Source organism: Pseudomonas fluorescens group sp. PF-1, assembly GCF_054481335.1.
The window spans coordinates 1127753-1145316 of sequence record NZ_JBTMNG010000002.1 but is presented as its reverse complement, the minus strand read 5'-3'; the positions used below and the strand labels follow the sequence as shown (position 1 = coordinate 1145316).

Here is a 17564-nt window from a genome sequence, read left to right as displayed (position 1 = left end):
GAGAAACTGCAGGAGCGAGCTTGCTCGCTCCTGCATGTGGTGGGTGCTTTTTCAGACCACCAGATTATTCATCTCGCAGTACTCATCCCACTCGACGCCCAACACTTCAGCCGCCTCCTTGTGCAGAGCCAGGCGCGCGGCCTCGTACTCTTCGGGGCTTGATGTGTACTTGAGCGTCAGCTCCCACGGCTGCAGGCTCTGGGCTTCAGCCTCATCTTCGAAGGCCCACTGGATCTGGTCTTTCTGATCGTCGGCTGGCAAGTCCTTGATCTCTTCGGCTAACTGGGGCGAATCCAGCAAATACTTGTTGAGCGCCTCTTGGTGGCGGGCTTCCTGGCTCATTTCTTTAACGGTCATGGTGTTCTCGCTGATCTGGGGAATGGAAGATGGATCTGGATCATCAAGGATCTCTCTGACGCAAATAACCGTGTTCAACCTGGTTTGTCTGGCCTTCAGAACCATTCGGGATCATCTGAAAACTGCTGGGCTAAGCTCATGCAGGTTCCGAATATAGGATGTTTATCAGACGATTTACACGACTCTTTACATGAATCCACAAATAAACCGCACTCATCTTCAGTCGCGCCTGGAAACAGGCCGGCAGCGATTCCAGCCAAGACGCCAGCCGCAACGAAGGGGACGAACTCAACAGTACGATCGAGGATTGAAGCAGACAGGCGAAACAACAGGGGAGATGGTGCCCGAGACAGGAATCGAACCTGCGACCTTCGCGTTACGAGTGCGCTGCTCTACCGACTGAGCTACACGGGCAGTGCGCTAAACCTAGCATCGCGAAGGCATACCGGCAACTTTAGCCAGCGCCTCGATTGTCTACAGGCAAAAAAAGACCCCGTCGTTTTCACGGCGGGGTCTTTTTACAACGTTGAAGCGGTCAGGCGGGGGAGCGGATTAAACGCCCGAAGCCTTGGCTGCTGCTACGTCCTTGATGGACAGCTTGATACGGCCGCGGTTGTCCACGTCCAGTACCAGTACTTCCACTTCCTGACCTTCCTTGAGGATGTCGGTCACTTTCTCTACGCGAGCGTCGCTCAGCATGGAGATGTGAACCAGACCGTCCTTGCCAGGCAGGATGTTGACGAATGCGCCGAAGTCGACGATGCGCTCAACCTTACCGACGTAGATCTTGCCGATCTCGGCTTCCGCGGTGATACCCAGAACGCGCTGACGTGCCGCTTCAGCGGCGTCCTTGGTCTCGCCGAAGATCTTGATCGAACCGTCGTCTTCGATATCGATCGAAGCCTTGGTCTCTTCACAGATCGCACGAATGGTCGCGCCACCTTTACCGATGACATCACGGATTTTGTCGGTGTCGATCTTCATCGCGATCATGGTCGGTGCATTGGCCGACAGTTCGGTACGCGACTGGCCGATGATCTGGTTCATCTGACCGAGGATGTTCAGGCGCGCTTCCAGGGCTTGGCCCAGAGCGATTTCCATGATTTCTTCGGTGATGCCCTTGATCTTGATGTCCATCTGCAGCGCGGTCACGCCTTTGGCGGTACCGGCTACCTTGAAGTCCATGTCGCCCAGGTGGTCTTCGTCGCCCAGGATGTCGGTCAGGACGGCAAATTTCTCGCCTTCTTTAACCAGACCCATGGCGATACCGGCAACCGGCGCCTTCATTGGAACACCAGCGTCCATCAGAGCCAGGGAAGCACCGCAGACCGAAGCCATGGAGCTCGAACCGTTGGACTCGGTGATTTCCGACACAACGCGGATGGTGTACGGGAACACGTCGGCGGCAGGCAGCATGGCCTGAACCGAACGACGGGCCAGACGGCCGTGACCGATTTCGCGACGACCGGCACCACCCATGCGACCACACTCGCCCACCGAGAACGGAGGGAAGTTGTAGTGCAGCATGAACGGGTCTTTTTTCTCGCCTTCCAGGGTGTCCAGCAGTTGTGCATCACGGGCAGTACCCAGAGTTGCAACGACCAGAGCCTGGGTTTCGCCACGGGTGAACAGCGCCGAACCGTGGGTCTTCGGCAGAACGCCGACCTCGATGTTCAGCGGACGTACGGTGCGGGTGTCGCGGCCGTCGATACGTGGCTTGCCGTTTACGATGTTTTCGCGAACGGTGCGGTATTCGATTTCACCGAAAGCAGCTTTGACGTCAGCAGCGGAAGGCTGGCCTTCTTCGCCGGACAGCTTGGCAACGACCTGATCCTTCAGCTCGCCCAGGCGAGCATAACGGTCGGCCTTGACGGTGATGGTGTAAGCCTGGGAGATCGCTTCGCCGAACTCGGCGCGAATGGCACCCAGCAGCTCGGTGGCTTCGGCTTGCGGAGCCCAGGCCCAGGTTGGCTTGGCAGCTTCGGCGGCCAGCTCTTTGACGGCCTGGATAACGACCTGGAACTCGTCATGGGCGAACAGTACGGCGCCCAGCATCTGGTCTTCGGTCAGTTCTTTGGCTTCGGATTCAACCATCAGAACGGCTTCAGAAGTACCGGCAACGACCATGTCCAGGCTCGAAGCAGCCAGCTGCTCGTAAGTCGGGTTCAGCAGGTAGCCGGTGCTTTCGTGGAACGCAACGCGGGCAGCGCCGATCGGACCATCGAACGGAATGCCGGAGATCGCCAGCGCAGCCGAGGTACCGATCATCGCAGCGATGTCCGGATCGGTCTTCTTGCTGGTGGAAACGACGGTGCAGACGACCTGCACTTCGTTCATGAAGCCTTCCGGGAACAGCGGACGGATCGGACGGTCGATCAGTCGGGAAGTCAGGGTTTCTTTCTCGGAAGGACGGCCTTCGCGCTTGAAGAAACCACCAGGGATCTTACCGGCAGCGTAAGTTTTTTCCTGGTAGTGAACAGACAGAGGGAAGAAGCCCTTGCCTGGATCGGCTTGCTTGGCACCGACTACGGTCACCAATACGCTGACGTCGTCGTCAACGGTGACCAATACTGCGCCGGAGGCCTGACGGGCGATACGGCCAGTCTCGAGGGTAACGGTCGACTGACCGAACTGGAATTTTTTGATGACCGGGTTCACGGTGTCCTACCTTCTTTTGTGGCTCTTGGGGAAACTGGTTTCTTGCGAAATTCTTGGGCAACGTCGGGAGTCGGCCCGATCGGGATGTCCAGGGTGCAGCGACTCAGGCAAAGCAGATATCCAGATAAAACTTGAGGCTGGAAGCCTGCCATGTGCCAGCGGGAAACCCGCGGGCGCACGACAGACAACCAACCTCTAGCGCAATCGCTGAATTAGCGACGCAGACCCAAGCGACCGATCAGAGCGCTGTAACGGCTCACGTCTTTGCCTTTCAGGTAGTCCAGCAGCTTACGACGCTGGTTTACCATGCGGATCAGACCACGACGGGAGTGGTGATCTTTACCGTTGGCCTTGAAGTGACCTTGCAGTTTGTTGATGTTGGCGGTCAGCAGTGCAACTTGCACTTCTGGCGAACCAGTGTCACCAACAGCTTGCTGGTAGTCAGCTACGATTTGGGCTTTTTCTTGAACGTCGAGAGCCATGAGGCAATCCTTTTATCAGGAAACTGTTTCAGAAAAACAGTTTCAACAGGCCAGGGACAAATCCCTGTATCTAAAAATGAGTAGTGACCGTGCCTGTTGACAGCCACCCTCGTCCGGTCATTCTGACCGAATCAGTCGACGCGGCGCGATGCGCCCGTCTTCGCTCACTTCACCGATACCGATGAAGCGACCGTTGTGATCCTGTACCCGTACCATACCGAATTTCGGTGCATCCGGAGCGCGGACCGGCTGGCCGTTAAGCCAGTAGAACGAGCTGTGCTCCGAGAACTGCAATAGCGGCCAATCCAGCAGACCGCTGTCCGATGGCATCAGGAAGCGGTCAACCGCTTCGTTGCCGCCTTCGGCATGTACCGCTTCCAACTCTTCCAGGGTGACCGTCTGGGCCAGCGTGAAAGGCCCGGCCTGGGTACGTCGCAGTTCTGCAACGTAAGCGCCACAACCGAGCTGCTCACCAATATCCTCCACCAGGGTGCGAATATAGGTGCCTTTGCTGCAATCCACTGCCAGCCGCGCAGTATCACCTTCGAAGGCCAGCAATTCCAAGCGCGTAATAGTAACAGAACGCGGTTCACGCTCCACTACTTCGCCTGCACGGGCCAGCTTGTACAGCGGCTGGCCATCACGCTTGAGCGCCGAGTACATCGGCGGTATCTGACTGATTTGCCCACGAAAATTCGGCAACACAGCTTCGATATCGGAGCGACCAACGGTCACAGGACGCTCCTGCAAAACTTCGCCCTCGGCATCCGCCGTGGTCGTGGTTTTGCCCAGTTGCGCCAGGGTTTCGTAACCCTTGTCGGAATCGAGCAGGTATTGCGAGAACTTGGTGGCCTCACCGAAGCACAACGGCAACACGCCGGTGGCCAGCGGGTCGAGACTGCCGGTGTGTCCGGCCTTCTCGGCATTGAGCAACCAGCGGACCTTCTGCAAGGCCGCATTGGAGGTGAACCCCAGCGGCTTGTCCAGCAGGATGATACCGCTGACGTTACGACGGATACGTTTGACCTGAGCCACCGATTACTCCTTGGTGTCTTCGGCTTCTGCCGCAACCGGATGCTGATTGTCTTCAGCCACTGCGCGCTCGATCAAGGCCGACAGATGCGCACCACGCACAACGCTTTCGTCGTAATGGAAGTGCAACTGTGGAACGCTGCGCAGCTTCATCTCGCGAGCCAACTGCATGCGCAGGAAACCGGCGGCGGAGTTGAGCACCTTGATGCTCTGTGCGATGTCTTCGGCGCTGTCCTGACCCATCACGGTGATGAAAATCTTGGCGTGACCGACGTCACGGCTGACTTCCACTGCGGTAATGGTGACCAGGCCGACGCGCGGGTCTTTGACTTCACGACGGATCAGTTGTGCCAGCTCGCGCTGCATCTGATCGCCGATACGTTGGGTACGGCTATATTCTTTTGCCATGTCTTGTTACCTGTTACTGCCCCACGGCGAAACCCGTGAGGTCTGAAAGCGGCAAACGCCCGGCCTGACAGAAGCCAGACCGGGCGTTGCGTTTAGAGTCCGGGTGATGCGCCGTGCATTTGCATGCGGCTGCCCATCACGGCTCTTGAAGTGCGCGAGTTAGAGGCTGCGAGCAACCTGAACCTTCTCGAAGACTTCGATCTTGTCACCGACTTTGACGTCGTTGTAGCTCTTCACGCCGATACCGCATTCCATGCCGGCACGCACTTCGGAAGCGTCATCCTTGAAGCGGCGCAGGGATTCCAGCTCGCCTTCGAAGATAACGATGTCTTCGCGCAGTACACGGATTGGACGGTTACGGTGAACAGTACCCTCGATCACCATGCAACCGGCGATCGCGCCAAACTTCGGCGAACGGAACACGTCACGCACTTCGGCCACACCGAGGATGTTCTCGCGAACATCGCTGCCAAGCATACCGGTGAGGGCTTTCTTGACGTCTTCGATGATGTCGTAGATCACGTTGTAATAACGCATATCCAGACCTTCCTGCTCGACGATCTTGCGAGCGCCGGCATCGGCACGCACGTTGAAGCCGAACAGTACAGCATTGGAGGCCAGTGCCAGGTTGGCGTCGGACTCGGTGATACCACCGACACCGCCACCGACAACGCGCACTTGCACTTCATCGTTACCCAGGCCGTTCAAGGCGCCGTTCAACGCTTCCAGCGAACCACGGACGTCGGATTTGAGGACGATGTTGAGCGTCTTCTTCTCTTCCTGACCCATGTTTTCGAAGATGTTTTCCAGCTTGCCTGCGTGAGCACGAGCCAGTTTGACTTCGCGGAACTTGCCTTGACGGAACAGAGCCACTTCACGGGCTTTCTTCTCGTCGGCAACCACGCTCATCTCGTCGCCAGCATCCGGGGTACCGTCCAGGCCGAGGATCTCGACAGGGATGGCTGGACCGGCTTCCTTGATGGCCTTGCCGTTCTCGTCGAGCATGGCGCGAACACGGCCGTAGTTGGAACCGACCAGCACCATGTCGCCTTGACGCAAGGTACCGTCCTGAACCAGAACGGTCGCCACCGGGCCACGGCCCTTGTCGAGACGCGATTCAACCACCACACCACGACCAGGAGCAGAAGGCGTAGCTGTCAATTCCAGAACTTCGGCTTGCAGCAGAACGGCTTCGAGCAATTCGTCGACACCGGTACCCATCTTCGCCGAGACCGGTACGAATGGCGTGTCACCGCCCCACTCTTCCGACGTCACGCCGTGTACCGACAATTCGCTACGGATGCGATCGAGATCAGCGCCCGGCTTGTCGATCTTGTTCACCGCCACGACCAGCGGAACGCCCGCGGCCTTGGCATGCTGAACAGCTTCGATGGTTTGCGGCATCACGCCGTCGTCCGCTGCAACGACCAGGATCACAATGTCCGTCGCCTTGGCACCGCGGGCACGCATCGCGGTAAACGCGGCGTGGCCCGGGGTATCGAGGAACGTCACCATGCCACGGTCGGTTTCAACGTGGTATGCACCGATGTGCTGGGTAATACCGCCGGCTTCGCCAGCTGCAACCTTGGCACGACGGATGTAGTCGAGCAGGGAAGTCTTACCATGGTCAACGTGGCCCATTACGGTCACGACTGGCGCACGGGCAACGGCCTCGCCTTCAAACTTCAGGGACTCGGCCAGGGAATCTTCCAGGGCGGTGTCGCTGACCAGGGTCACTTTGTGGCCCAGCTCCTCGGCAACCAGTTGAGCAGTTTCCTGATCGAGCACCTGGTTGATGGTCGCCGGAGTACCCAGCTTGAACATGAACTTGATGATTTCAGCAGCCTTGACCGACATCTGCTGGGCCAGATCGCCCACAGTAATGGTCTCGCCGATCTTCACTTCGCGCACGACAGGGCCGGTTGGGCTCTGGAAACCGTGGGCATTGCGCTTCTTCAGCTTGGCCTTGCCGCGACCACCACGACGGAAGCCATCGCTTTCTTCGTCGGTAGTACGAGGGGCAACGCGTGGAGCAGGCGCTTTTTCCTTGACCGACGCACGATGCGGAGCGTTTTTGCGCTCGCCATCGCCACTACCGCGACGATTGTTATCGTCGGCACGTGGTTTGTCCGGACGGCGCTGTTCGTCACGCTTGCGAGTGTCCGCCGCAGGCGCAGCTGGAGCAGCTGCCACGACCGGCGCGCTTTCGCGCACAGGTTCGGCCACTGCTGCATGCGCGACTACAGGTTCGGCTGGAGCGGTCGGCGCAGCAGCTGGCTGGCGACGAGCTTCTTCTTCGGCGCGACGCTTGGCTTCTTCTTCAGCCTTCTGACGTGCAGCATTTTCTACTGCGCGACGCTCTTCCAGTTCACGCTTGCGCTCGGCTTCGATTTCTTCCGGGCTGCGCTGTACGAAGACTTTCTTCTTGCGTACTTCTACGCTGATGCTTTTGCTGCCAGCAACACGCAGGGTGCTGGTGGTTTTACGCTGCAGCGTAATCTTGCGTGGTTCTTCCACTTTCGCCTTGTGGCTGCTTTTCAAGTGAGTCAGCAACGATTGCTTCTCACTGTCAGTCACACTTTCTTCGGCGGCGGTGTGCGGCAGACCTGCCTCACGCATCTGCTGCAACAGGCGCTCTACCGGTGTTTTGACCTCATCGGCCAGTTGTTTCACCGTGACTTGCGTCATGCACTTCTCTCCTCAGGCCGCGCCTAATTACTCGAACCAGTGGGCTCGGGCGGCCATGATCAACTTGCCGGCACGATCATCGTCAATGCCGTCGATGTCGAGCAGGTCGTCAATAGACTGCTCGGCCAGGTCTTCGCGGGTAATTACGCCGCGCACCGCCAGTTCCATCGCCAAATCCTTGTCCATACCCTCAAGCGAGAGCAGGTCTTCGGCCGGATGGGCGTCTGCCAGCTTTTCCTCAGTAGCGATGGCTTTGGTCAACAAACGATCCTTGGCACGAGCGCGAAGCTCGTTGACGATGTCTTCGTCAAAGCCGTCGATGTTGAGCATTTCTTCCAACGGTACGTAGGCAATCTCTTCCAGGCTGGTGAAGCCTTCATCGACCAGCACCTGGGCCAATTCTTCGTCGACTTCCAGCTCGTCGATGAAGTTGCGCAGGATGTCGCCGGTTTCTGCTTGCTGCTTAGCCTGGATGTCCGATTCGGTCATCACGTTCAGGGTCCAGCCAGTCAATTGGCTGGCCAGACGCACGTTCTGACCACCGCGACCGATGGCCTGAGCCAGATTGTCTGCGCCAACGGCGATGTCCATTGCATGGGCATCTTCGTCGACGATAATTGCCGCAACCTCGGCCGGTGACATGGCGTTGATCACGAACTGAGCCGGGTTGTCATCCCACAGAACGATATCAACACGCTCACCGCCCAACTCGCCCGACACTGCCTGGACGCGCGAGCCGCGCATACCAATGCAAGCGCCCTGCGGGTCGATGCGTTTGTCCTTCGAGCGGACGGCGATCTTGGCGCGCGAACCCGGGTCACGGGACGCCGCCATCACTTCGATCAAGCCTTCAGCGATTTCCGGCACTTCGATGCGGAACAACTCGATCAGCATTTCCGGCGCGGTACGCGACAGGATCAACTGCGGGCCGCGATTCTCGGTGCGGATTTCCTTGAGCAGCGCACGCAGACGCACGCCAACACGGAAGGTTTCGCGAGAAATGATGTCTTCACGAGCCAGCAACGCTTCAGCGTTGTTACCCAGATCGACGATCACGTTGTCGCGGGTCACTTTTTTCACGGTACCGGAGATGATTTCACCCAAGCGCTCGCGGTAAGCGTCAACAACCTGGGCACGCTCGGCTTCGCGGACTTTCTGCACGATGACTTGCTTGGCAGTCTGTGCAGCGATACGGCCGAATTCGATCGACTCGATTTTTTCTTCGACGACGTCACCCACCTTGGCACCCGGATGCGTTTCAGCAACCTTGCTCGGCCAGGTTTCAATGGCCGGATCGTCCAGGTCTGCTTCTTCGACAACCGTCCAGCGACGGAAAGTCTCATAAGCACCGGTGTGGCGATTGATTTCCACACGCAGATCAACTTCGTCCTCGAAACGCTTTTTGGTAGCAGTGGCCAGAGCCAGCTCCAGCGCTTCAAAAATTACGTTTGCCGGTACGCCCTTTTCATTGGATACCGACTCAACAACCAGCAGTACTTCTTTGCTCATCGTACGCCTCGCCTTTCGCAAGCCATTGGATCCGCGGGATCCGCGTCTCAGTCAAAACTGGGAATAATGTTGGCCTTGTCGATCATATCGATCGGCAACAGGAACTCGTGGTCTTCTACCTGCACCACGACATCCTGCTCTTCTACACCGCGCAGAAGGCCCTGAAAGTTGCGTCGGCCTTCAAAAGGCGAACGCAGCTTGATCTTCACTTGTTCACCGGCAAATTTTGCAAACTGCTCAATAGTGAACAGAGGGCGTTCCATGCCAGGCGAGGAAACTTCAAGGGTGTACTCAACGGAAATCGGATCTTCAACATCCAGGACACCGCTGATCTGACGGCTGACGATGGCACAGTCGTCCACCAGCACACCGCCTTCTTTATCGATATAAACGCGCAACAGTGAGTGGCGACCCTGAGCCGAAAACTCAATACCCCAGCATTCATAGCCAAGGGCCACGACCACCGGGGCCAACAAGGCCTGCAACTGTTCTAGCTTGCTCGACACCTGAACCCCCTCGTGCATGTAAATGCATGCTATGCAAAATAAAAAAATGGGCGAAACGCCCATCCCTGAAACGCCGTCGAACAGCGGCGTTATAAAGTGTCCAGCTAACAAAAAGCCCCTTAAAAGGGGCTCCTTAAACTGGTTGCGGGGGCCGGATTTGAACCGACGACCTTCGGGTTATGAGCCCGACGAGCTACCAGACTGCTCCACCCCGCGACAAAGCTGGGGCGGAAGTATACGACCGATCCTTGACAGGGTCAATGTAACCTTCCACCTGCAAGAAAGCCCGCAACAGCGGGCTATCCTGACTAATTGGTACCGAGAAGGGGACTCGAACCCCTACACCCTATGGGCACAACCACCTCAAGGTTGCGTGTCTACCAATTCCACCACCTCGGCAATACTACGTTTGAAACCCTTCTTACTTCTGCTCTTGAGCTGGAGGCACGTCAGTCGCACTGTTGGCCGACTTTTGCTCTTGAAGCACCGGTACATCATCAGAAGCCGGTTGTTGCTTTGGAACTTCCAACACTGCCGGGTTTGGCAAACCTACTTGAGTCAGCTGGTGAGCTTTCTCTTTAGCAAAGTAACCTAACCCTAAGCTGGTTATGAAGAAACCTGCGGCAAGTATAGCAGTAAACTTACTAAGAAAGGTAGAGGAACCTTGGCTTCCGAACACAGTATTTGAAGCACCTGCTCCGAAAGACGCGCCAGCATCCGCACCTTTACCCTGCTGCAGCAATACCAGAGCAACTACGCCCAATGCACCCAGCAGATGAAAAACGACTACGACTGTTTCCAGCATTTTTTCAGTTTCCCGCGGCGCGACAAATCGCACCGAACTCATCTGCATTCAGGGAAGCTCCACCAATGAGCCCCCCATCGATATCCGGCATGCCGAACAGTTCGACCGCATTGGCCGCCTTCACGCTGCCGCCGTATAGAAGCCGCACACCTTGTGCGACTTCAGAATTCTCTACCGCCAACTGCGCACGGATGGCTGCATGCACATCCTGAGCTTGTTGCGGCGAAGCAGTCAGCCCGGTACCAATGGCCCAGACCGGCTCGTAAGCGATGACTGCGCTTGCAAAAGCACCGACGCCCAACTCCTCAATGATACTGCCAAGCTGACGCGAGACAACCTCAAGAGTCTTCCCGGCTTCGCGCTGTTCAAGGGTTTCCCCTATACACAACACCGGGGTCAAGCCACACGCCTGTGCCGCCGCAAACTTGCGAATCAGCATTCCGTCCTGCTCGCCAAGTACCTGGCGGCGCTCGGAGTGCCCGACAAGCACCAGGGAACAACCTGCATCCACCAGCTGACTCGGTGCAATCTCACCCGTCAACGCACCCTGCATTGATTCCACCGCAGAGTTCTGCGCGCCAATCGAAATCGGCCTTCCTTCCAAGCCATCAATCACTTGATTGATATGCAGAAAAGGCGGGAATACCGCAACATCAACACCGCTCGGCAAGGCCAGATCACGAAGGCCTTTGATCAGCTCAGCGACGCTGGCGCGGGTACCGTGCATCTTCCAGTTACCAGCTACCATAGGGCGACGCATGCTGTACCTCGTCGGTCAAAGTGGGCGCAGATGTTACCCAACACAATCATGGCTGGCAAGCCGAATTCAGGCAGAAACTTCAGTAACCAGTTTTGCCAGCTCTTCGGCGTAGCCGCGAACCTGAGTTTCGTCTTCGCCTTCGACCATGACGCGCACCAGTGGCTCTGTCCCGGACTTGCGCAGGAGCACGCGTCCACGACCCGCCATGGCCTTGGTCACTCGCTCACTGGCTTCCTTGACCGACGAATGCTCGAGAGGACTCGCTCCCCCCCCAAAACGTACATTGATCAATACCTGCGGGCACTTACGCAACGCCTGACGAGACTGAGCCAGACTTTCCGAGCGCGTCTTGAGCGCCATCAGAACCTGCAATGCAGCAACGATCGCATCACCCGTAGTGGTGTAATTGAAGCAAACGATGTGCCCCGAGTTCTCGCCTCCTACCAGCCAGTTGCGCTCCAGCAGGTCAGCAATCACATAACGGTCACCAACATTGGCACGAACAAAAGGAATCGCCAGGTCCGCCAGAGCCAGCTCCAGCCCCAGGTTACTCATCAGGGTGCCGACCACACCGCCTTGCAGCTTGTCGCGCTCATGCAAATCGCGAGCAATGATGTACAGCAGCTCATCCCCATCGACGATGGCCCCCGTGTGATCGACCATCAGAACACGGTCACCATCACCATCGAACGCAATCCCGAGATCAGCATGCTCGGCAAGAACGGCAGCCTGCAGTTGCCCCATATGGGTCGAACCACAATTGTCATTGATGTTTAAACCATTGGGCTGCGCGGAAAGAACAACGACATCGGCACCCAGCTCACGGAACACGCTAGGCGCCACCTTGTAAGTCGCACCATGGGCACAGTCGATGACGATTTTCATCCCGGCGAAGCTGGTGCCAGTCGGCACGCTGCTCTTGCAGAACTCGATATAACGACCCGACGCATCGTTGATTCGCGTGACCTTACCGATCTTGCTCGACTCAACCACGGTCATCGGCGTGTCCAGCAGCTCCTCGATCATCAGCTCGACTTCATCCGGCAGCTTGGTGCCCTTTCCGGAGAAGAACTTGATGCCGTTGTCATCGTGAGGATTATGCGAAGCACTGATCACAATCCCGGCCTCAGCATGAAAGGTGCGCGTCAGGTAAGCGATGGCTGGCGTTGGCATCGGCCCCAACAACATTACATCTGCGCCTGCCGAGGTGAGCCCAGCCTCGAGTGCCGACTCAAACATATAACCGGAAATGCGGGTGTCCTTGCCGACAAGCACCTTGCAGGCACCCATCTTGCGAAACGCCATGCCCGCGGCCCAGCCGAGTTTGAGCATGAAATCAGGAGTAATCGGGTATTCACCGACTCGACCACGAATGCCGTCAGTACCAAAGTATTTCCTAGTCATAAGCTCTCCATAACTCTTATTCGGCTGATTCCACTGCGGCGATCATCCTCACCACATCGATAGTTTCTGCTACATCATGGACGCGCAATATACGCGCGCCCTTATGCGAAGCCAGCGCTGCAAGGGCAAGACCGCCAAACAAGCGCTCACCCACGGGGCGATTCAATGCTTGCCCGATCATGCTCTTTCGCGAAACCCCGACCAACAGGGGTCGCCCCAAGGCATGCAAGGCGTCCATATGCTTGAACAAGCTAAGATTGTGTTGCAAGTTTTTTGCGAAGCCGAAGCCTGGATCGAGAATGATCCGATCGGCGCCAATCCCCGCCGCTGCGCACCGGGCCATGCGCTCAGCGAGAAACTCGCCCACTTCCTTCGTAACGTCCCGGTATTGCGGATTGTCCTGCATGTCGCCCGGCTCGCCGAGCATATGCATCAGACAGACTGGCAACCCGGTTGCCGCCGCCGCATCCAGCGCGCCTTCCCGACGCAGCGCCCGAACGTCATTGATCAAACCGGCCCCCAGTCGCGCGGTCTCGCGCATGACGGCTGGCGTGGAAGTATCCACTGAGATGATCACATCCAGTTCACGACTGATCCGCTCGACGACCGGCGCAACACGCTCCAGCTCTTCCAACGGCGAAACCGCCCTGGCACCTGGTCGCGTGGACTCACCGCCCACATCGATCAGGGTCGCGCCAGCCGCCACCATGGCTTCAGCATGGCGCAAAGCCGCGTCGAGATGGCTGTATTGACCACCGTCGGAGAAAGAATCGGGAGTGACATTGAGAATGCCCATGACATGAGTCTGGGCCAAATCAAGAACCCGGTTGCCGCAAGGCAACCGGGTCGAGGACTGAACAGAAGTCATTTCAAACCTTAAACGTCAGCAGCCGGACCGCCAATCGGTGTTTCCGGACGCTCATCCTGCACCACCGGAGGGGTTCCGGAAGTACCCGTGCCACCTGACCAATCGCGAGGTTCGCGAGGCGTACGACCCGCCATGATATCATCGATCTGATCGGCATCGATCGTCTCATACTTCATCAGGGCATCAGCCATGGCATCGAGCTTGTCACGGTTGTCCGTAAGGATTTGCTTAGCCGTGCCGTAGCATTGATCAATAATGCTGCGCACTTCGGAGTCAATCAGCTTGGCCGTTTCGCCAGAGAAACTTGCACTCTGACCACCGCCGCCGCGACCAAGGAAAACTTCACCTTCTTCTTCGGCATACATCAATGGTCCGAGTTTCTCCGAAAGACCCCACTTGGTCACCATGTTCCGCGCAATCTGACTGGCACGCATGATGTCGTTGGAAGCACCGGTGGTCACACCATCGAAGCCCAGTGTCATTTCTTCAGCGATACGACCGCCGTACAGTGAGCAGATCTGGCTGATCAGCGCTCGCTTGGACAGGCTGTAGCGATCTTCTTCCGGCAGGAACATGGTCACACCCAGCGCACGACCACGCGGGATGATCGATACTTTGTACACCGGATCATGCTCAGGCACGACGCGACCAACAATGGCGTGACCCGCCTCGTGGTAAGCCGTGTTCTGCTTTTCTTTCTCGGACATGACCATGGATTTGCGCTCGGCACCCATCATGATCTTGTCTTTGGCCAGTTCGAATTCCTTCATCTCGACAATGCGCTTGCCGGCACGCGCGGCGAACAAGGACGCCTCGTTGACCAGGTTGGCCAGGTCGGCACCGGAGAAACCAGGAGTACCACGAGCGATCACCGCCGGAGCGACGTCATCACCCATTGGCACTTTGCGCATGTGGACTTTGAGAATCTGTTCGCGACCACGGATATCCGGCAGACCGACCACGACCTGACGGTCGAAACGGCCCGGACGCAGCAGCGCAGGGTCCAGTACGTCTGGACGGTTGGTAGCTGCGATCACGATGATGCCGTCGTTCATTTCGAAGCCATCCATCTCCACCAGTAACTGGTTGAGAGTCTGCTCGCGCTCGTCGTGACCGCCGCCCATGCCGGCACCACGGTGGCGACCGACGGCGTCGATTTCATCGATGAAGATAATGCATGGCGCGTGTTTCTTGGCCTGTTCGAACATATCGCGAACACGGCTGGCACCGACGCCGACGAACATTTCGACGAAGTCAGAACCGGAGATGGTGAAGAACGGCACCTTGGCTTCGCCAGCAATCGCCTTGGCCAGCAAGGTTTTACCGGTACCCGGAGGACCAACCATCAGCACGCCGCGAGGGATGCGACCGCCCAGACGCTGGAACTTGCCCGGATCACGCAAGAACTCGACCAGTTCACCGACTTCTTCTTTGGCTTCGTCGCAACCGGCAACGTCAGCCAACGTGGTTTTCACCTGATCTTCGGAGAGCAGGCGCGCCTTGCTCTTGCCGAAGCTCATTGGCCCGCCCTTGCCACCTGCGCCGCCCTGCATCTGCCGCATGAAAAACATGAATACGGCAATGATCACCAGGATCGGGAAGCTGGCGACCAGAAGTTGAGTCCAGATGCTTTGCTGCTCAGGCTGCTTGCCTTCGACCACGACGTGGTTATCCACCAGATCGCCGATCAAGCCATTATCCTGGATCGCCGGACGAATGGTCTTGAAGCTGTCGCCATCGTTGCGCTTGCCGGTGATCACGTAGCCATCAACCGCCACGCGCTCGACCTTGCCATCCTTGACCTGCTGGATGAAGTCGGAATAGTTGAGGGTCTGCGGCTCGTTAGGACTGGAGAAGTTGTTCATCACCGTCACCAGGACAGCCGCGATGATCAACCACAGGATCAGATTCTTTGCCATATCGTTCAATTAACTACCCTCTGAAGCAAGCGCCGCTGATGGCGCGCGCTTCGCATGATATTCACCGGCCTAACTTACTACATTACCTACAACTTGGCAGGCGCCGTCTGTAACCCTTTGTGAAACTCTTCCTACACAATATTCGCTATTTCTCACAGGGCGAAATACGAAATTCCTATTGCCCCGCAAAAAAACCTCGTTTTACTCACTCCGGCCGCGGTAGCCCCAAGCCAGCATGTATTGCTCGCGGGAACTGCCGCGGGAAGAGTCCGGCTTGATCATCTGGACCTTGTCGAATTTCTGACGAGCGTCCTTCACGTAAGCATCAAACCCTTCACCCTGAAAAACCTTGATCACAAAATTACCACCCGGCTTGAGTATCCGAGCTGCCAGATCAAGAGCCAGTTCGCAAAGAAACATGGCTTTGGGCATATCTACGGCGGGCGTACCACTCATATTGGGGGCCATATCGGAAATCACAAGGTCCACCTGCGAATTACCCACGGCGTCCAGGATCTGAGCGAGCACTTCGTCCTGGGTGAAGTCACCCTGGATGAAAGTCACGTCCGGAATGCTGTCCATTTCGAGGATGTCCGAGGCGATCAGGCGCCCCTGGCCACCGATCAGCCGGCTAGTGACCTGCGACCAGCCACCGGGCGCCGCCCCCAGGTCGACAACGGTCATACCTGGACGGATCAGCTTGTACTTCTCCTGGACCTCCAGAAGTTTGTAACTCGCACGCGAGCGGTAGCCATCCTTCTGCGCCTGCTTCACATAGGGGTCATTGACATGTCTTTTCAGCCAACCAAGGCTTGTCTTGGAACGCGCCATTGGGCACCTCGATGATAAGGGTCGTGATTAATTGGGCGGATCCACGAACCCTCGGGTAAAATGGCCGCCATTTTACAGAATCCAGACGAAAGGGTCAGATTATGCCGCTCACTCAAGAGCAGAAGAAACAGTACAAATCCATTGGCCACCATCTGAAACCAGTTTTGATTGTGGCTGACAACGGTTTGACTGAAGGTGTGTTAGCCGAACTTGAACGCGCTTTGGCGGATCACGAGCTGATCAAAATCAAGCTCAACATCCTCGATCGCGAATCGCGCCTGGCCTCCATTGCAGAACTGTGCAAGGTCGGCAAGGCGGACCTGGTTCAGGTCATCGGCAAGATGGCACTGATTTACCGCAAGAACTTCAGCGTCAACAAACAGCTGTCGAACGTCCATCGCTTCAAGTGATGGCAAGGGTCAAGGGTGTGCTTCGCGCACCCTGCCACTCCATCCAGGCACCGGCTGCATGACCAGCACCAGTCCGGAAAAGCCCAAAACAAGATAGCTGAACACCTGCCAACGCACCGCATCGGGCCACCCGACACGCACGGCGAAGTACATCGCGCAGGCACACAACCCCACCAGCAACAACTGGCCACGAATATCGCGCCATAGACTGGCAAGGCCCACGGCCTGAATCAGCACCAAAGCCTGTAAAACCAGACACACTGTGGCAAACCCCACCATCAGTGCATTCAGCATGCCTGCTATTTCGTCAATCAGCAGCGGTGCCAGGCCAATCAACCCCAGCACCGGCAGCAGGCCGATATGCAACAACCACAGGCCGCCAACCCATAACATCTGAGTCAGCTGCCAAAGCATCGCGCCCGCACGAAGCAGGCGCCTGCTTTTAGTTTCAGATGTGGCGAACTTCGACAATCTCGTACTCGATAACGCCGCTCGGCGTTTTAACCGCCACCACGTCACCCTCTTCCTTGGCAATCAAGGCGCGGGCAATAGGCGAACCAACGGAGATCTTGCCGAGTTTGATGTCTGCCTCGTCCTCACCAACGATCTGGTAGGTCACGCTTTCATCGGTCTCGACGTTAGCAATCTCCACAGTCGTGCCAAAAATCACCTTGCCGGTGTGAGCAATGGTCGTGACATCAATCACCACTGCGTTTTGCATGCGGCCTTCGATGTCACGGATCCTTGCCTCAACCATACCCTGCTGCTCGCGAGCAGCGTGGTATTCGGCGTTTTCCTTCAAGTCACCCAACTCGCGGGCCGTACCGATGTCCTGGCTGAGCTTCGGACGAACGACCTTGGTCAGGTGAGCATGTTCTTCTTCCAGGGCGCGAGCGCCCTGAACGGTCATTGGGTACTTCGTTATGC

General features: G+C 57.2%; 17 protein-coding genes and 3 tRNA genes. 1 reads left to right on the top strand and 19 read right to left on the bottom strand.

The genetic code is table 11. The features are described 5' to 3' along the window. Positions 1 to 51: 51 nt before the first annotated feature. The 17 genes from ACX3YD_RS19860 to rlmE all read right to left on the bottom strand — a co-directional run bounded on the left by ACX3YD_RS19860 (position 52) and on the right by rlmE (position 16227). Positions 52 to 357: a DUF6388 family protein gene (locus ACX3YD_RS19860; protein WP_458960831.1), complete on the bottom strand. Its 306-nt coding sequence runs from the start codon at positions 355 to 357 to the stop codon at positions 52 to 54. Positions 358 to 695: 338 nt separating this feature from the next. Then, positions 696 to 771: transfer RNA gene (locus tag ACX3YD_RS19855), tRNA-Thr, on the bottom strand. Between the two features lie 138 nt (positions 772 to 909). Beyond that, complete coding sequence (pnp, locus tag ACX3YD_RS19850; protein ID WP_103404029.1) at positions 910 to 3015, bottom strand: polyribonucleotide nucleotidyltransferase; 2106 nt, start codon at positions 3013 to 3015, stop codon at positions 910 to 912. Between the two features lie 212 nt (positions 3016 to 3227). Beyond that, positions 3228 to 3497 carry a 30S ribosomal protein S15 gene (gene rpsO, locus ACX3YD_RS19845; RefSeq protein WP_046820615.1) on the bottom strand — a complete coding sequence of 90 codons (270 nt, stop codon included), beginning with the start codon at positions 3495 to 3497 and terminating at the stop codon, positions 3228 to 3230. Between the two features lie 117 nt (positions 3498 to 3614). Then, positions 3615 to 4532, bottom strand: coding sequence for a tRNA pseudouridine(55) synthase TruB (gene truB, locus ACX3YD_RS19840; protein ID WP_047537524.1), 918 nt, complete (start codon positions 4530 to 4532; stop codon positions 3615 to 3617). 3 nt (positions 4533 to 4535) lie between these two features. Beyond that, positions 4536 to 4937 carry a 30S ribosome-binding factor RbfA gene (rbfA, locus tag ACX3YD_RS19835; protein ID WP_034148332.1) on the bottom strand — a complete coding sequence of 134 codons (402 nt, stop codon included), beginning with the start codon at positions 4935 to 4937 and terminating at the stop codon, positions 4536 to 4538. Between the two features lie 159 nt (positions 4938 to 5096). Further along, a complete protein-coding gene (infB, locus tag ACX3YD_RS19830) occupies positions 5097 to 7625 on the bottom strand; it encodes a translation initiation factor IF-2 (protein ID WP_458960830.1) in 2529 nt (842 codons plus the stop codon). 27 nt (positions 7626 to 7652) lie between these two features. Next, positions 7653 to 9134 carry a transcription termination factor NusA gene (gene nusA, locus ACX3YD_RS19825; protein ID WP_047537517.1) on the bottom strand — a complete coding sequence of 494 codons (1482 nt, stop codon included), beginning with the start codon at positions 9132 to 9134 and terminating at the stop codon, positions 7653 to 7655. A gap of 47 nt (positions 9135 to 9181) precedes the next feature. Continuing rightward, positions 9182 to 9640, bottom strand: coding sequence for a ribosome maturation factor RimP (gene rimP / locus ACX3YD_RS19820; protein WP_047539309.1), 459 nt, complete (start codon positions 9638 to 9640; stop codon positions 9182 to 9184). A gap of 139 nt (positions 9641 to 9779) precedes the next feature. Next, positions 9780 to 9856: transfer RNA gene (locus tag ACX3YD_RS19815), tRNA-Met, on the bottom strand. A gap of 97 nt (positions 9857 to 9953) precedes the next feature. Continuing rightward, positions 9954 to 10039 (bottom strand) — tRNA-Leu (locus ACX3YD_RS19810). A gap of 22 nt (positions 10040 to 10061) precedes the next feature. Beyond that, positions 10062 to 10445: a preprotein translocase subunit SecG gene (gene secG, locus ACX3YD_RS19805; RefSeq protein ID WP_047537514.1), complete on the bottom strand. Its 384-nt coding sequence runs from the start codon at positions 10443 to 10445 to the stop codon at positions 10062 to 10064. A gap of 4 nt (positions 10446 to 10449) precedes the next feature. Further along, positions 10450 to 11205 carry a triose-phosphate isomerase gene (gene tpiA / locus ACX3YD_RS19800; RefSeq protein ID WP_458960829.1) on the bottom strand — a complete coding sequence of 252 codons (756 nt, stop codon included), beginning with the start codon at positions 11203 to 11205 and terminating at the stop codon, positions 10450 to 10452. Positions 11206 to 11271: 66 nt separating this feature from the next. Next, complete coding sequence (gene glmM, locus ACX3YD_RS19795; protein ID WP_103404032.1) at positions 11272 to 12609, bottom strand: phosphoglucosamine mutase; 1338 nt, start codon at positions 12607 to 12609, stop codon at positions 11272 to 11274. A 16-nt stretch (positions 12610 to 12625) separates the two neighbouring features. Next, positions 12626 to 13477: a dihydropteroate synthase gene (gene folP / locus ACX3YD_RS19790; protein ID WP_458960828.1), complete on the bottom strand. Its 852-nt coding sequence runs from the start codon at positions 13475 to 13477 to the stop codon at positions 12626 to 12628. A gap of 8 nt (positions 13478 to 13485) precedes the next feature. Further along, positions 13486 to 15396 carry an ATP-dependent zinc metalloprotease FtsH gene (gene ftsH / locus ACX3YD_RS19785; protein ID WP_047537502.1) on the bottom strand — a complete coding sequence of 637 codons (1911 nt, stop codon included), beginning with the start codon at positions 15394 to 15396 and terminating at the stop codon, positions 13486 to 13488. 201 nt (positions 15397 to 15597) lie between these two features. Continuing rightward, a complete protein-coding gene (rlmE, locus tag ACX3YD_RS19780) occupies positions 15598 to 16227 on the bottom strand; it encodes a 23S rRNA (uridine(2552)-2'-O)-methyltransferase RlmE (protein ID WP_047537498.1) in 630 nt (209 codons plus the stop codon). Positions 16228 to 16328: 101 nt separating this feature from the next. Here rlmE and ACX3YD_RS19775 point away from each other — a divergent pair, with 101 nt between their 5' ends. Then, a complete protein-coding gene (locus ACX3YD_RS19775; protein ID WP_007942889.1) occupies positions 16329 to 16637 on the top strand; it encodes a YhbY family RNA-binding protein in 309 nt (102 codons plus the stop codon). A 9-nt stretch (positions 16638 to 16646) separates the two neighbouring features. Here ACX3YD_RS19775 and ACX3YD_RS19770 read toward each other — a convergent pair whose 3' ends face one another. Together ACX3YD_RS19770 and greA are read right to left on the bottom strand one after the other, a co-directional pair. Next, positions 16647 to 17051, bottom strand: coding sequence for a hypothetical protein (locus ACX3YD_RS19770; protein ID WP_047537492.1), 405 nt, complete (start codon positions 17049 to 17051; stop codon positions 16647 to 16649). A gap of 34 nt (positions 17052 to 17085) precedes the next feature. Continuing rightward, the gene (gene greA, locus ACX3YD_RS19765; RefSeq protein ID WP_047539307.1) at positions 17086 to 17562 is read right to left on the bottom strand and encodes a transcription elongation factor GreA; all 477 of its coding nucleotides are present in this window, start codon (positions 17560 to 17562) and stop codon (positions 17086 to 17088) included. Between the last annotated feature and the right edge of the window lie 2 nt (positions 17563 to 17564).

What these genes read in the sequence shown, in the direction of transcription:
- ACX3YD_RS19860 (WP_458960831.1), bottom strand. Translation starts at nt 357, where the DNA reads ATGACCGTTAAAGAAATGAGCCAGGAAGCCCGCCACCAAGAGGCGCTC.
- rpsO (WP_046820615.1), bottom strand. Translation starts at nt 3,497, where the DNA reads ATGGCTCTCGACGTTCAAGAAAAAGCCCAAATCGTAGCTGACTACCAG.
- rbfA (WP_034148332.1), bottom strand. Translation starts at nt 4,937, where the DNA reads ATGGCAAAAGAATATAGCCGTACCCAACGTATCGGCGATCAGATGCAG.
- infB (WP_458960830.1), bottom strand. Translation starts at nt 7,625, where the DNA reads ATGACGCAAGTCACGGTGAAACAACTGGCCGATGAGGTCAAAACACCG.
- nusA (WP_047537517.1), bottom strand. Translation starts at nt 9,134, where the DNA reads ATGAGCAAAGAAGTACTGCTGGTTGTTGAGTCGGTATCCAATGAAAAG.
- secG (WP_047537514.1), bottom strand. Translation starts at nt 10,445, where the DNA reads ATGCTGGAAACAGTCGTAGTCGTTTTTCATCTGCTGGGTGCATTGGGC.
- tpiA (WP_458960829.1), bottom strand. Translation starts at nt 11,205, where the DNA reads ATGCGTCGCCCTATGGTAGCTGGTAACTGGAAGATGCACGGTACCCGC.
- glmM (WP_103404032.1), bottom strand. Translation starts at nt 12,609, where the DNA reads ATGACTAGGAAATACTTTGGTACTGACGGCATTCGTGGTCGAGTCGGT.
- folP (WP_458960828.1), bottom strand. Translation starts at nt 13,477, where the DNA reads ATGACTTCTGTTCAGTCCTCGACCCGGTTGCCTTGCGGCAACCGGGTT.
- ftsH (WP_047537502.1), bottom strand. Translation starts at nt 15,396, where the DNA reads ATGGCAAAGAATCTGATCCTGTGGTTGATCATCGCGGCTGTCCTGGTG.
- rlmE (WP_047537498.1), bottom strand. Translation starts at nt 16,227, where the DNA reads ATGGCGCGTTCCAAGACAAGCCTTGGTTGGCTGAAAAGACATGTCAAT.
- ACX3YD_RS19775 (WP_007942889.1), top strand. Translation starts at nt 16,329, where the DNA reads ATGCCGCTCACTCAAGAGCAGAAGAAACAGTACAAATCCATTGGCCAC.
- ACX3YD_RS19770 (WP_047537492.1), bottom strand. Translation starts at nt 17,051, where the DNA reads ATGCTTTGGCAGCTGACTCAGATGTTATGGGTTGGCGGCCTGTGGTTG.